The organism is Acidovorax soli, from assembly GCF_014207955.1.
GTDB lineage: Bacteria > Pseudomonadota > Gammaproteobacteria > Burkholderiales > Burkholderiaceae_C > Acidovorax > Acidovorax soli_A.
Window position 1 is genome coordinate 741,276 of record NZ_JACHLK010000001.1, and the last position, 13,447, is coordinate 754,722.

General features: G+C 63.5%; 12 protein-coding genes. 5 read left to right on the plus strand and 7 right to left on the minus strand.

All coding sequences use genetic code 11. From position 1 onward, the window contains the following. Positions 1–180 precede the first annotated feature (180 nt). The gene (locus HNP48_RS03430; RefSeq protein WP_184855427.1) at positions 181–3,186 is read right to left on the minus strand and encodes a fused MFS/spermidine synthase; all 3,006 of its coding nucleotides are present in this window, start codon (positions 3,184–3,186) and stop codon (positions 181–183) included. A 132-nt stretch (positions 3,187–3,318) separates the two neighbouring features. Here HNP48_RS03430 and HNP48_RS03435 point away from each other — a divergent pair, with 132 nt between their 5' ends. Continuing rightward, the gene (locus HNP48_RS03435) at positions 3,319–3,939 is read left to right on the plus strand and encodes a pilin (RefSeq protein WP_311773800.1); all 621 of its coding nucleotides are present in this window, start codon (positions 3,319–3,321) and stop codon (positions 3,937–3,939) included. 13 nt (positions 3,940–3,952) lie between these two features. Here the strand turns inward: HNP48_RS03435 and moaC are convergent, their stop codons facing one another. After that, positions 3,953–4,468: a cyclic pyranopterin monophosphate synthase MoaC gene (gene moaC / locus HNP48_RS03440; protein ID WP_184855428.1), complete on the minus strand. Its 516-nt coding sequence runs from the start codon at positions 4,466–4,468 to the stop codon at positions 3,953–3,955. Between the two features lie 104 nt (positions 4,469–4,572). Between moaC and HNP48_RS03445 the strand changes: the two genes are divergently transcribed. Then, positions 4,573–6,132, plus strand: coding sequence for a M48 family metalloprotease (locus tag HNP48_RS03445; RefSeq protein ID WP_409362531.1), 1,560 nt, complete (start codon positions 4,573–4,575; stop codon positions 6,130–6,132). Here HNP48_RS03445 and HNP48_RS03450 read toward each other — a convergent pair. The 3 genes from HNP48_RS03450 to HNP48_RS03460 form a co-directional block, all read right to left on the minus strand. Then, on the minus strand, positions 6,100–6,453 hold the full coding sequence (locus tag HNP48_RS03450; RefSeq protein ID WP_184855678.1) for a phage holin family protein: 354 nt from the start codon (positions 6,451–6,453) through the stop codon (positions 6,100–6,102). The genes HNP48_RS03445 and HNP48_RS03450 overlap by 33 nt on opposite strands. A gap of 93 nt (positions 6,454–6,546) precedes the next feature. After that, a complete protein-coding gene (locus HNP48_RS03455) occupies positions 6,547–7,011 on the minus strand; it encodes a hypothetical protein (RefSeq protein WP_184855679.1) in 465 nt (154 codons plus the stop codon). A 78-nt stretch (positions 7,012–7,089) separates the two neighbouring features. Next, a complete protein-coding gene (locus tag HNP48_RS03460; protein ID WP_184855429.1) occupies positions 7,090–7,821 on the minus strand; it encodes a TerC family protein in 732 nt (243 codons plus the stop codon). Positions 7,822–8,358: 537 nt separating this feature from the next. On the opposite strand from HNP48_RS03460, the gene ggt reads away from it, so the two are divergent. The 3 genes from ggt to HNP48_RS03475 all read left to right on the plus strand — a co-directional run bounded on the left by ggt (position 8,359) and on the right by HNP48_RS03475 (position 11,137). After that, a complete protein-coding gene (gene ggt, locus HNP48_RS03465) occupies positions 8,359–10,227 on the plus strand; it encodes a gamma-glutamyltransferase (protein WP_184855430.1) in 1,869 nt (622 codons plus the stop codon). A 97-nt stretch (positions 10,228–10,324) separates the two neighbouring features. Continuing rightward, positions 10,325–10,783 (plus strand): DUF3717 domain-containing protein, encoded by a 459-nt coding sequence (locus HNP48_RS03470; RefSeq protein WP_184855431.1) that lies wholly within the window; start codon positions 10,325–10,327, stop codon positions 10,781–10,783. A 48-nt stretch (positions 10,784–10,831) separates the two neighbouring features. Continuing rightward, positions 10,832–11,137: a DUF2007 domain-containing protein gene (locus HNP48_RS03475; RefSeq protein WP_184855432.1), complete on the plus strand. Its 306-nt coding sequence runs from the start codon at positions 10,832–10,834 to the stop codon at positions 11,135–11,137. Positions 11,138–11,154: 17 nt separating this feature from the next. On the opposite strand, the gene HNP48_RS03480 is transcribed toward HNP48_RS03475, so the two are convergent. Together HNP48_RS03480 and purB are read right to left on the minus strand one after the other, a co-directional pair. Beyond that, a complete protein-coding gene (locus HNP48_RS03480; protein WP_184855433.1) occupies positions 11,155–11,715 on the minus strand; it encodes a YaeQ family protein in 561 nt (186 codons plus the stop codon). A 164-nt stretch (positions 11,716–11,879) separates the two neighbouring features. Beyond that, positions 11,880–13,259, minus strand: a complete 1,380-nt coding sequence (purB, locus tag HNP48_RS03485) for an adenylosuccinate lyase (protein ID WP_184855434.1) — start codon at positions 13,257–13,259, stop codon at positions 11,880–11,882. Positions 13,260–13,447 lie beyond the last annotated feature (188 nt).

Below are 13,447 nucleotides of genomic sequence, written 5' to 3' on the forward strand. Positions count from 1 at the left end.
TGGTCGGTTTTTTAGGCCATCACGGTGCCTGTAAAACACAGAGATTTCAGGTACTATTTTTCTCTGCTCTTGCTGCCTGATTTTCACGTTACTGAAATTGAGCAACTGCCGAATGTTTCGGAAAACCGTTCAATAGAAAAGCCGCGACCCTCGGATCGCGGCTTTGATCGCAAATTGCTCTTAGTTGCTTTTTGCCACAGGATTGTTGTTGCCCATGCTATTGACTATATTGGCGAGAAATGAATAGTCATTGACAATGGCGGTATCCTTGTCCAGGAGATCGATCGCTTCTGGCAATTCACCCCACCGCCGTGAATGAATACGGGAGAGAACGATACCGGACCATGCAAGTCCATCGAACTCTATTCGTGAATATTGATTGCGGGGGCGATTTTTGATCCAATCGATTCCCAAGGCTTCCATCTGCGGGTAGTCTCTCTGAGAATGAACCTCCAATATCTTCAGAGCCCGAATCAGATCTTTGGACAATCTCTTGCAGGTTTGCCATGTGGGATTGACCCACACACCTTGCAACGCCGATGCGGGCAGATGCGTTACGGTGCGAGCCCCGATGGTGCTAATAAAACCAGAAGCAGCCTGTATTTGATCGGCTGTCAGATCGGCCGTGCAATTTCCAAGGGTGGCCCGTAAAAATGCGGGCCCCGGAGACAGGGCAGCAACTTCACCCCGAAGTTCGCTCGCCAGCTGGCGAGCTTCAGCGGTCAAAACATCCCCTGCGAAGTATTTCAAGGATGAAATGGGTACATTGTCAGGCAATGCTGGGGAGATGCCCATCGCTTCCAGCAATGGGCGATTGACCTTTGGCAAACTCATCGTAGTGACGGCAGAAGCACCCTTGAATCGCGACTTGGGCGCATGCAGGCCCAGGATCGGAAAGTAATCTGAGTTCGGTCCGGGCTCTTGCGTTATCTTGCTCAGTGCGCGCAGCATGCGCGCATCGGCAACTTTCCGGAAATCAAGCTGCTGGGCATTGGCAATACCTACCCGCTCCAGGTCCGCCTTCACCTTCGGGTTGGCGGCAAGCTTTGAAAAATCCATCTTCGGCAGAGGGCCTTTGGGACTGGCCACGATAAGCAGGTCAGACCCATTGCTCAGCCATGCGCCATAGTCATCAAACGCAGGTGTCAGTGACTTGAGAACGGATCCGAGAAGCGCATCGTCTATTTCGTAAATCTGTACCCATTGCATGAACAGGCCACCCTCGTTCAGGTGCCTGGGAACAAATTTATAGAACTCTTCGCTAAAAAGAGCGCCCACACCACTGATCCAGGGGTTGGATGGCTCTGAAATAATAATATCGTACTTCTGGTTCTGCCCGGAAAAATAGCTCTTCGCATCATCAATGATGACGTGGGAGCGAGGGTCCTTGTACGCGCGTTCCGATCGAACTCCGAATGCCTTGGCCCCTTCCACCATGGCTTCCTCAATATCGATGGTATCGACCCGTTCAAGCCTTTCGTCTCCGAGAAAGGCGTGTGTAGTCAAACCCGATCCAAATCCGATCACGCCCACCCGCTTTGGGTTTTCAACCATGCCAAGGGGAAGCGCCGCGGCGAGGACCATCGTTGGTTCATCCTGCGTGGCGGGAAGATGGTCTTGCATCTGTATGGAAGCATCGGTCTTGCCGTTGGTCGAAATATGAATGCTTCCGTTCCTGGAGGCCGCTGCCGCCACGGTCGCTGTCTTCCCGTCCTTGTAATAAACAATCTGGTCATCAGCTTTCAGGCTTGCACGTCCATGTCGATATACACCGGAGGTGGCAACCATCAAGTCGAAGGGAATACGGACGGCCACAATCACGGCAACAGCAGACAATCCAACTGCAATTCCAAATCGCATCAGGGTCCGTTTGCTGTCAACCTGTTGGCGAAGTAGAAATAAGCCGAGACCGATATCTACCAGGGCGGCGATACACAACGCAAGTTTGAGCCCGAGGTTAGGTATCAAAAAGTGGATTGCGGCAAAAACACCTGCAATCGCGCCCAATGTGTTCCATGCGTAAACCCGGCCAATGGCGCGCTCTCCTTGCCCTGAGCGAAGCAGGGCCACAGTGAAAAGCGGCAGTGTGGTGCCGGCAAAGAAGGCCGCGGGAAGCATGATGGAGATCGCTGTCGCCGCAGTCCCAAGATTGAACAGGGAATATCCTCCATCCGTCTTGGTCAGGGCAGACATGAGCCAGCCAACCCAAGTGAACGCGTTGGCATAGACTGCCAAGGAAGCCAATGCGGCGATGCCCATGAAAACCTGCATCCAACCGACAAGACGCAATGGGGATTCCGCGCTGTCTGCGTGTTTGCGTACCCAAAGTCCGCCTAGTGCAATCCCCGCAATGAATGATGCCAGCATAAGTTCGAAAGCATGCATGGTGCTGCCGACGGCCATGCTCAACATTCGAATCCAGATGATTTCGTAAGCAAAGGACGCAGCCCCGGATAGGGCGGTGCCGAACAACACCGTACGCAGCAGCGGATTGTTGCGCAAGCGCTGGTCAGGCGCGGCCTGAATCGAGACGGGGGCGGGGGCTACCGGCTCAGGGTCACGGGCCAGCCACCAAGCCAGTGCCGCGACCACGAAATTCAAAATGCCGGCTACCACCATGGCTCCGGGTAGCCCCACCCAGGGAAGCAGGACAAACACTGCCATCAAAGCCCCAAATGCAGCCCCGATGCTGTTGGTAAAATAGAGCCCCCCAAGCAAATTGCCATCACTGCCCGGAAAGCGGCGGATGAGCCCGCCGCTCATGAGAGGGAATGTCATCCCCAGCAAAATCGTTTGCGGCAGAATGAGCAGTGCCGCCACGATCCAGCGGGAAAGATTGATTGCCCACGGCGTTCCCAGAGAGGGAATGAGCCAGTCATAGCTGAAGGCCGCTACATTGGTAAAAATCCAATGGAAAAGCAGGCCCAGTGCGCCAATAATTGCTTCTATGAGCGCATAGCCGCGGATCAGGTTGCGCCACCGTTGGCCAGCACGTGCAATCCATGCAGCTCCAGCTGCCATCCCGCCCATGAAGATGGCGAGCACCAAGGCTTGGGCATAGGCTGCATGCCCGAGAAAAAGTCCCAGATAGTGTGACCATATGGATTGATATATCAATCCTGCAAAGCCCGACAGGATAAATATGGCCAGCAGCCAGTGTCGGGGGCTGCGATGCGAAGGGGTCATCAATCAATGCTCCAATTCAAAACCAAGATCTAGGCGCTATGGGCAGCAAGAAGGGTGCCGTGCTCGAAGGGCGTGAGCGCGGGCAAATCGGACGGATTCTACTGACAGACCTGGCCCGCGGGGGACCTAGACATGAGCAACAAAAATGTCATTTCGACGAAATTCGCCGGGAACAAAGTTTGCGTGTCCTCGGCATCGATCTGCATCTGGACGACTTCTTATATGCGCTGTAAATCGGCTCGCGGATTCACTTTAATTGAGTTGATGATTGTGGTCGCCATCATCGGCGTGCTCGCGGCAGTGGCGTTGCCAGCTTATCAAGATTTCGTGATACGCACGCGTGTGTCGGAGGCCGTGATGGCTGCGGATCCAGCCAAGGAGCGGCTCGTCGAAGGCTTCCAAACGGGGGGGATTGCGGGCATGAATGCTGCGGCAGCCATCTACAACGCCATTCCTGCTGCAAACAAATCCAGCAAATATGTCGGTGGCGTTGCCATTACAGCCAGTGCAACCCCTTGGCCAGTGGTCGTGAGCTTGTCTTCGTCGCCCGGCAACGGTTTTCCGACAGGACTGCATGGGCGGACTATCGTCTTTTCTCCCAACATCGAGGGCGCAGTGCCCGTAGCCACCTCGACAGGAACCTTGGACTGGGCCTGCGCCAGTGCTTCGGCAACGGTGGCCACTTCACGCGGGATGGCCAACAGGACTCTGGGCACTCTGCCTGCGAAATATGCGCCATCGGAATGTCGGTAAGGTCTCTGGTGTCCTACGCTGTTCGCTGAACTTGGATTGACTTTCCTCCCTTTTTCTCTACCACCCGCACCCCCTCCACCACCATCGCTCGATCCACCGCCTTGCACATGTCGTAAATCGTCAGCAAGGCAATCTGCACCGCCGCCAGCGCCTCCATCTCCACCCCCGTCGGCCCCACGGTTTCCACCGTGGCCGTGCAGGTGATTCCCGTTGCGCCAGGGTGCTGCACGCCAGCCACCTCAAACTCCACTGCCACCCGCGTCAGCGCCAGCGGATGGCACAGCGGAATCAGATCGCTGGTCTTCTTGGCTGCCTGGATGCCGGCGATGCGGGCGATGCCCAGCACGTCCCCTTTCTTGGCCGTACCGGCTTCGATGATGGCCAGTGTCGCGGGCTGCATCTCGATGCGGCCGGTGGCCACGGCGATGCGGTGGGTGGCGGGCTTGGCGCCTACGTCCACCATGTGGGCCTGGCCCTGGGCATCGAAGTGGGTGAGGGTGGGCGTGCTGGTGGGGTCGGGTTTGGACATGGAGATCGGGTGGCCGGAGACGGCTCGGGCAGGTAGCAGGCAATTTCTTGGTAACCAGTTGAATCGCCGGGGAAACACTGGAGTGTCAGGGCATCATACGGTCCATGCGGAAAATCCCAAGCAAGGCGGCCTTCCCTGACAGCAACAAGCGGGCGCGGGTGCGTGCGGCGCTCGCACCCCTGGTGCTTACCCTGGCCTGCAGCGCGGCGGGCGTTCTTCCGGTGCGCATGGCCCATGCGCAGTTGCCCACGCTGGGCGATGGCAGCGAACTCACCACCAGCGGCGAACGGCGCTTGGGGGACCGCATCATCCGCGAGCTCTACCGCGACCCGGACTACATCGACGATGCAGTGCTGTCCGAGTATGTCCAGGGCCTGTGGCTGCCGCTGATGGAGGCAGCGCGCAAGCGCGGCGAACTGTCGCCGGAGCTCGACGAGCGCTTTGCCTGGGAGATCCTGCTTGGGCGCGATCGCACGGTGAATGCCTTTGCGCTGCCGGGCGGCTACCTGGGCGTGCACCTGGGCCTCATCGGTGTGGTGAGTTCGCGCGACGAACTGGCTTCGGTGCTCGCGCACGAGCTCAGCCACGTCACGCAGCGCCACATCTCACGGCTGATCGCGCAGCAGAGCAAGCAGACGCCCCTGCTGCTGGGCGCCATGATCCTCGGGGCCCTGGCCGCCAGCAAGAACCCGGGGGCTGCCCAGGCCATGGTGGTCGGTGGCCAGGCGCTGGCCATGCAGAACCAGCTCAACTTCTCGCGCGACATGGAGCGCGAGGCGGACCGCATCGGCTACGGCCTGATGGAGCCCGCGGGCTTTGCGCCCCAGGGCTTTGTCAGCATGTTCGACAAGCTGCAGCAGGCCAACCGCATCAACGACAACGGCTCTTGGCCCTACCTGCGCAGCCACCCGCTGACCACCCAGCGCATGGCCGACATGCAGTCGCGCCTGCCTCCGGGCAGGGCGCAACCGGCCCCGGCCTCCACGCAGGAACATGCCATGGCGTCAGCGCGCGCGCGGGTGCTCTCCAACCCGGGGGTGGACACGGTGCGCCAGTGGATCGCCGAGCCGGGCAGTACCGGCTTTGCGGGCCAGAGCGCGCCACGCAAGGCCGCCATCCTCTATGCGTCGGCCCTGGGCAGCAGCCAGCTGCGCGATGCCAAGGCCGCCCGTGCGACCTGGGTGCTGCTGGAGGCCCAGGTGCGCGGCGACGCGCCGGCCCAGCGCCAGGCGCAGCTGCTCAAGTCCGAGATCGAACTGGCCGCAGGCGATGCCGACGCCGCCCTGGCCGCGCTGCCCCCCGGGGCCAATGACCGGCGGCCAGAGTTGCTGCTGCGCACCCGCGCGCTGCTCAAGGTCGGGCGCTCCGGGGAGGTGGCCGGTGCATTGCAGACCTGGATCGCCAACCACCCGCGTGACGCCACCGTGTGGCAGCTGATGGCCACGGTGTGGCAGGCCAATGGCCAGCCGCTGCGCGCTGTGCGCGCCGAGGCCGAGGCGCATGCCACGCGCTACGACTACGCGGCGGCGGTGGACCGTTTCAAGGCCGGGCAGGACCTGGCCCGGCGCAGCGGCGCATCGGCGGACCACTTCGAGGCGTCCATCATCGACACCCGGCTCAAGGCCGTGGAATCATTGCTTCGCGAACAGACCGCCGAGCGCTGACTCGATCACCACGCCCAGCAGCGAATAGATCAGTGAGCCGATCAGCGCGGCGGCAAAGCCGGTGACCTGGAAGCCGTCGAGCACACTGGCCGCGGCCCAGAACATGAGTGCATTGATGACAAAAAGGAACAGCCCGACCGTCACGATGGTCACGGGCAGGGTCAGCACCACGAGGATGGGGCGCAGCACCACGTTGAACAGGCCGATCACGAAGGCCGCGATCAGCGCCGACGGAAAGCTCTGCACCACCACACCGCTGTAGACATAGGCCACGAACAGCAGCGCGGCGGCGCTGAGCAGCCATTTCAGAAGAAGTCGGATCATGGCCACAGGATAGCACCGGCCTGTGGCAAACGGGCTTGCGGGAAGGAAGGCCGGGGCACGCCCCGGCACCAAAGCCCACGAAGGCGCGGCTTACTCCGTGCCCAGCACCAGCAGCAGGCCCACACTGGCAAACAGGCTGCTCAGCGTGCCTGGCAGCGACCAGCGCCCGCCGACTGGCACCGCAGTGCCGGCATCGGGGGCTGGCACATCGAGCTTGGGGCGGCGCGCGTCCACCACCTGGGCCCGGGTGCCTCCCAAGTCGGCCTGCAGCTTGTCGGTCAACTCCGGCAGCGGGCCCTTGGCCAGCACCGTGGTGACCTGGTCGGGATGGGCCCGCAGGCTGGGCACCACCTGGGCAAACAGCTTGTCAGCCCACTTCGCGCGCCAGTTCTCGCGCGCGCTGTGGCTCACCCACTTGCTGATGCGGTGGGTCATGCGCGGCGCGCAGGCCACCAGCACCCAGTGCGTATTGCCGGCCGAGCCACGCGCGAACAGGGGCGCGAGGATCTGCTGCGCATGGGCCGCGTCGTCCACGTACACGATGACTTTGTCCATATGCATGCGCTTTCTTGTCAGGGGTGGCCACCATGAGGTGGCCACCCGGGTTCGTCGAAGAGTCCAGTGCGGGCTTGCTCAGCCGTGCTGCGCGGGCGCCGCGGCAGCGCGGCGCGCCAGCACCATCTTGCCGATGGCCAGCACCACCAGTGCGCCTGCCACGCTCGCACCATACCGGATCGCGTCGGATTGCTCAATCTTGAGCATCCATTGCCACTTGTCTGCATTGGCAAATACCGGATCGGTCACCAGCATGCCGCCGGCGATCCAGCCCAGCAGCATCCCGCCCAGCGTGATGATGAACGGGAAACGCTCCATCAGCTTGATGACCAACTGGCTGCCCCAGACGATGATCGGGATCGAGATCAAGAGGCCCAGCACCACCAGCAGGAACTGGTGTTCACCGGCATTCTGTGCGGCACCAGCGATGGCGATCACGTTGTCCACGCTCATCACCAGGTCGGCCACGATGATGGTCTTGATGGCGGCCAGCAGCTTGTCGCTGCCCTGCACGTCGCCGTGGCCGTCTTCATCGGGGGCCAGCAGCTTGACGCCGATCCACACCAGCAACACTGCGCCCACGAACTTGAGGAACGGCAGGGCCAGCAAGGTCATGGCAAAGGCGATCAGGATCACGCGCAGAACGATGGCGCCTGCCGTGCCCCAGATGATGCCCTTGGTGCGCTGGGCGGGCGGCAGCTTGCGGCAGGCCAGGGCAATGACCACCGCATTGTCGCCACCCAGCAGGATGTCGATGATGATGATCTGTCCCAGTGCGACCCAAAACTCGGGCGAAGCCAAAAATTCCATAAATTCCTCGATATCGGTAGGCAAAGGGAGGGCTTGGCGCCAATGTAGCGCCAAGTCCATCCCGGGGATAGAGGGCCTGCGGTCGGTGGATCAAGGGCTCGCCCGCGTTGCGCGGGGGGACGAAATCGGGAGGACGGCCTTGATCAGCCCACACAGGGCCCATCAAAGGTCTTGCTCGATCCGGCGCCTTGCGTGCGCGCTGGACCCGGGCTGCCGGAAGCGATGCTTCGTACTGACGACAGGCCGATGCCACCTGCCAGCAGCACCCCTGCAGGGCGCGCTGTACGTGCGTGGCGGGAGCTACTCCCCTTCGAAGCCGCAATTGGACCATTGCCCGGCCCTGAGCGCAAGCCCCGCCCTGTGCGCACGCCGCCCATCCAAGGGATAACGAGCACATGCTGCCCGCATTTCACCAACGCCTTTGGGTCTGGACGCTGTGACAAAACCGTGACTATCATGTGTTTCGCTGTGCGCCTGCCCCGTGTCCGCAGGCTGCATCCCCCTTCTGTTCACCATTGGATCGAGGACCCACACTCCATGACCATCTTCACCACCGGGCGCCGCTGGCCGCTCGCCCTGCTCAGTGCCACTGCCGTGGCCGCACTGCTTGCTGCCTGCGGAGGCAATGACGATTCCCCCGTCGCCGAGCCGGTGGAACAGTATGTGCCGCCCGAGCCGCCTTCGGGCTATACGCCCAAGAGCATTGCCTATGCCAATAAGGACATGGTCGCTGCGGCCAACCCGCTGGCTGTGCAGGCGGGCACCGCCATCCTGGCCAAGGGCGGTAGCGCCACCGATGCGGCGATTGCCGTGCAGATGGTGCTCAACCTGGTGGAGCCGCAATCCTCGGGCATTGGCGGCGGCGCCTTCATGCTGCACTTCGACAAGGGGTCCAACCGCGTGCTGGCCTACGATGGCCGCGAGACCGCGCCCATGGCCGCCACGCCCAACCTGTTCATCGGTGCCGACGGCAATCCGCTGGCCTTCCTCACGGCCGTGGACGGTGGCCTCTCCGTGGGCACGCCGGGTGTGCTGCGCATGCTCGAGGCGGCGCACAAGGCCCACGGCAAGCTGCCGTGGAAGGACCTGTTCGAGCCCGCCATCAAGCTCAGCGAAGACGGTTTTGCCATTTCCGAGCGCATGAGCGTATCGATTGCCGGTTCGGCCGCGCGCATCAAGGCCCAGGGCGAGCCCGGCGCCAGCTATTTCCTGCGCGCCGACGGCACGGCCAAGCCCACCGGCACCCTGCTCAAGAACCCTGAACTCGCGGCCACCCTGCGCGCCATCGCCAATGGCGGAGCCGATGCCTTCTACAAGGGCGACATCGCTGCCGACATCGTGGCCAAGGTCACCCGCCATCCGACCAACCCCGGCAAGCTCGCGCTGTCCGACCTGAGCAACTACACCTCCAAGGTGCGCGAGCCCGTTTGCGGCGTCTACCGCACCAAGTACCGTGTTTGCGGCATGCCCGCACCGAGCTCGGGCGGCATTGCCGTGCTGCAGACCCTGGGCATGCTGGAGAGCTTCGACCTCGCGGCGATGAAGCCCAACACACTCGATTCGGTGCACGTGGTCTCCGAGGCCTACCGCCTGGCCTATGCCGACCGTGCCCTGTACGTGGCCGACCCCGACTTCGTTTCCGTGCCCCAGGCCGGCCTGATCAACGCCGACTACCTCAAGGGCCGTGCGCGCCTGATCGACATGCAGCGCAGCATCGGCACACCGGTGGCGGGCACGCCGCCCGGCGTGGTCGCATCGCGTGGCGCCGACAGCTCGCTGAACCTGCCCTCCACCACCCACTTGTCCATCGTGGATGCCTCGGGCAACGCCGTGTCGATGACCACGACCATCGAGAACGGCTTCGGCAGCCTGCAGATGGTGCGCGGCTTCCTGCTCAACAACCAGCTCACCGACTTCTCGTTCACGGCCACCGATTCCGCCGGCAAGGCCATCGCCAACAGCGTGCAGCCCGGCAAGCGGCCGCGCAGCTCCATGGCACCGACCATCATCTTCAATGCCGCCACCGGCGACTTCGAAGGGGCCATCGGCTCGCCCGGCGGCAGTGCCATCATCCAGTACACCGCCAAGAGCATCCTGGGCATGACCGACTGGGGGCTGAACGTGCAGCAGGCCATCAACCTGCCCAACTTCGGCGCCCAGACCAATGCCACCACCTCTATCGAGAAGGGCTCGGTGATCGACACCGCCGCCATCCGCGACGGCCTGCGCGCCCGCGGCCACACCGTGGCGCAGACCGACACCTTCACCAGCGGCCTGCACGGAGTGATCTACAACGGTGTGCGTGCCAACGGCAGCGCCGGCCTGCTCTCGCGCAACCCCGCAGCGGGCACCTACGCCGGGGGCGCCGACCCGCGCCGCGAAGGCATTGCGCTGGGCAACAACTGAGCGGGATGGATTAACCCCCTTGCCCGCATGCCGGGCAAGGCCGGTTATCCTCCGGGCCCCCGCCGGGCAGAAGCCGGTGGGGGCTGTTTTTTTCGCCATGCCCTCTTCCCGCATCCACATCACCGACATCGAAGCCGCCATCAACCACTGGCGCGAGCGTGTGCCCTCGCCCGATGGCTTCACCCTGGCGCCGGCCACCCGCGCCCTGGCCAAGCTGTATGCGCTGATGGTCTACCGGCACGCGGACGAGATCGAGGAAGCGGATTTCCCCGCGGACGCGCTGGCCGCATGGCAGGGCTGGTACGAAACCACGCCCGATACTCCTTGCATCGCCATCTGCTCCACCAGCCAGGGCGATGACCATTGCAAAGGCTGTGGCCGCAGCTTCGACGAGGTGCAGCACTGGCTGGCCTATACACCCGCCGAAAAGCGCAGTGTGTGGCGCCGCATCACACTCGAGCATTCCGCCTGGCGCTTCAACCGCTACGCCGAGCGCGCTGCGGAGGGCCCGTCGCAGGGGCCGCAGCCGGTGCCGGTGCCGGTGCCGCAGGCCTGAGGTTCTGGGGCCCTGTACGCCGCGCGGCCAACGCGGTATGGTGGGCCCATGCTGCGACTGACCCAGGCCCCCAACATCGCGATCGCCACGCTCTGGGCCGACATCCTGTGCGAGGCCGGCATGACCGCCTCCGTGCAGCGCCAGTACCTGGGCGCCGCCGCCGGCCACCTGCCGCCCGACCAGTGCCTGCCCGAGATCTGGCTCGAGTACGACGAGCATGCCGCCCGCGCACGCACCTTGCTCAACGACCTGCAGAATCTGCCGCAGCGCCGCTGGGCCTGCCGCTGTGGAGAAATGGTCGAGGGCGGCTTCGAGCAGTGCTGGCACTGCGGCGCCCTGATGCCGTTGGACTGAGCTGAGCGGAGCAGGGCTTACTTCCAGCGCACCGGCTCCACGGTCACGCTGCCCAGGTTGCTGCTCAGGGTCAGCGCGCCTTCCTGCACTGTGGCCTGCAGCTGCATGCTGCGCTCGGCCAGGGCCGCCAGGGCCTGCGATGCATCGGTGGGGATGCGCCAGACCTGCAGCTTTTCGAGGCGCGTGAGCTTGGTCTCGATGCCCTTCCACCAGACCTCGGCGGCGTGGTTGAAGCAGTAGACCACCACGCTGTCGGCCTTGCTGCAGGCCTTGGTCAGCGGCTTGTCTTCGGGCTGGCCGACCTCGATCCACACGCGCTTGCGGCCCGTGAAGTCGGTGAGCGAGGCGTCCGGATCATCCGGGTCCGACAGACCCGCGCCAAAGGCCAGGGTGCCGTCGCCATTGCAGACGTCGTTGAGATCGTGCGCATGCAGCGCCATGGCCACCAGGCGCACCATCATGCGCTCGTCGGTCTCGCTCGGGTGGCGTGCCAGCGTCAGCGCGTGGTCCGCGTAGTAGCCGTGGTCGATGTCGGCGATCTGCAGATGCGCCTTGAAGATGGTGGATTTGAGGGCCATGCGGTCTCACTGAAAACAATTGACCGCTGCCTTTGCCCGGGTGCAGGCAACAGAGGCCGTGAAAAAAAGAATCACCATGCGCCAGGGCGATGGTGATTTCGGTGGTGGGCGTGCCCGCCCTGGGGAAGGCACGCCGTCCTGCTGCTTCCGCAGGGCTCCTGCAATCAGGCCCGGCGCGCCAGGGCGGCGGCCTTGCCCGTGTAGCTGCCCGGCGTCATCGCCAGCAGCCGGTCCTTTTCTTCCTGCGGGATCTCCAGCGAGCGGATCAGGCCGTGCAGCGCCTCGGCCGTCACCGTCTTGCCGCGCGTGACCTCCTTGAGCTTTTCGTAGGCGCCCTGCACGCCGTAGCGGCGCATGACGGTCTGGATGGGCTCGGCCAGCACTTCCCAGGCGGCGTCCAGGTCCTCGGCCAGGGCTTCCTCGTTGAGTTCGAGCTTGTTCAGGCCGGTCAGCAGCGAGGCGTAGGCCAGCGCGGCATAGCCCAGGGCCACGCCCATGTTGCGCAGCACCGTGCTGTCGGTCAGGTCGCGCTGCCAGCGGCTGATCGGCAGCTTTTCCGACAGGTGGCGCAGCAGCGCGTTGGCCAGGCCCAGGTTGCCTTCTGCGTTCTCGAAGTCGATGGGATTGACCTTGTGCGGCATGGTGCTGGAGCCGATCTCGCCGGCCTTCAGGCGCTGCTTGAAGTAGCCCAGGCTCACATAGCCCCAAATGTCGCGCGAGAGGTCGACCAGGATGGTATTGGCACGCGCCACGGCATCGAACAGCTCGGCCATGTAGTCGTGCGGTTCAATCTGGATGCTGTAGGGCTGGAAGGTCAGGCCCAGGCCCAGGGGCTCTGGCGTCTCGATGACCTTCTTGCTGAAGGCCTCCCAGTCGAAATCGGGCCAGGCGGACATGTGGGCGTTGTAGTTGCCCACGGCGCCGTTCATCTTGCCCAGGATCTTCACGGCGGCAATGCGGTCGCAGGCGGCCTGCAGGCGCACCACCACGTTGGCCATTTCCTTGCCCACGGTGGTGGGGCTCGCGGTCTGGCCGTGCGTGCGGCTCAGCATGGGCACGTCGGCGTAGGCGTGCGCCATCTCGCGCAGCTTGAGCACCACGCGGTCCAGGCCCGGCAGCACGACCTGGTCGCGGCCCGAGCGCAGTTGCAGCGCGTGGCTGGTGTTGTTGATGTCCTCGCTGGTGCAGGCGAAGTGCACGAACTCGGCGGCTTTCTCCAGCTCGGGCCGTGCCTCGAACTTGCTCTTGATCCAGTATTCCACGGCCTTCACGTCGTGGTTGGTGGTCTTCTCGATCTCCTTGATCGCGGCCGAGTCGGCTTCGGAGAAGTTCTTCACCAGGCCCAGCAGGTAGGCCCGCGCGCCCGTGGTCAGCGGTTTGAACTCGGCAAAGCCGGCGTCCGAGAGCGCGATGAACCACGCGACTTCCACCTGCACGCGCCGGTGCATGTAGCCGTGCTCGCTCATGATCGGGCGCAGCGCGGCGAGTTTGTTGGAATAGCGGCCGTCGAGCGGCGACAGGGCGGTGATGGTGGACAGGCTCATGGACCCGGATTGTAGGCTTTGCACGCGGGATAACCCCCATCCGGGGGATGGGCACGGCCCGCCATGGGCGCCAAGCCCCGGTTCCGGGGGACTGGATGCAAGTGTTGCAAATTTGCACCAACTGGGGCCGTGGGGCCGCCGGCTGCCCCCTTGCGGGCGCCTTCGGGGCCTTGCTCACCCGTTTGCGG

Bases quoted from the DNA above. Each gene is read 5' to 3' on its own strand.
- HNP48_RS03470 (WP_184855431.1), top strand. From the start codon at position 10,325: ATGCCCTCTTCCCGCATCCACATCACCGACATCGAAGCCGCCATCAAC.
- ggt (WP_184855430.1), top strand. From the start codon at position 8,359: ATGACCATCTTCACCACCGGGCGCCGCTGGCCGCTCGCCCTGCTCAGT.
- HNP48_RS03435 (WP_311773800.1), top strand. From the start codon at position 3,319: ATGAGCAACAAAAATGTCATTTCGACGAAATTCGCCGGGAACAAAGTT.
- HNP48_RS03475 (WP_184855432.1), top strand. From the start codon at position 10,832: ATGCTGCGACTGACCCAGGCCCCCAACATCGCGATCGCCACGCTCTGG.
- HNP48_RS03455 (WP_184855679.1), bottom strand. From the start codon at position 7,011: ATGGACAAAGTCATCGTGTACGTGGACGACGCGGCCCATGCGCAGCAG.
- purB (WP_184855434.1), bottom strand. From the start codon at position 13,259: ATGAGCCTGTCCACCATCACCGCCCTGTCGCCGCTCGACGGCCGCTAT.
- HNP48_RS03480 (WP_184855433.1), bottom strand. From the start codon at position 11,715: ATGGCCCTCAAATCCACCATCTTCAAGGCGCATCTGCAGATCGCCGAC.
- HNP48_RS03430 (WP_184855427.1), bottom strand. From the start codon at position 3,186: ATGACCCCTTCGCATCGCAGCCCCCGACACTGGCTGCTGGCCATATTT.
- HNP48_RS03445 (WP_409362531.1), top strand. From the start codon at position 4,573: ATGCGGAAAATCCCAAGCAAGGCGGCCTTCCCTGACAGCAACAAGCGG.
- HNP48_RS03460 (WP_184855429.1), bottom strand. From the start codon at position 7,821: ATGGAATTTTTGGCTTCGCCCGAGTTTTGGGTCGCACTGGGACAGATC.
- moaC (WP_184855428.1), bottom strand. From the start codon at position 4,468: ATGTCCAAACCCGACCCCACCAGCACGCCCACCCTCACCCACTTCGAT.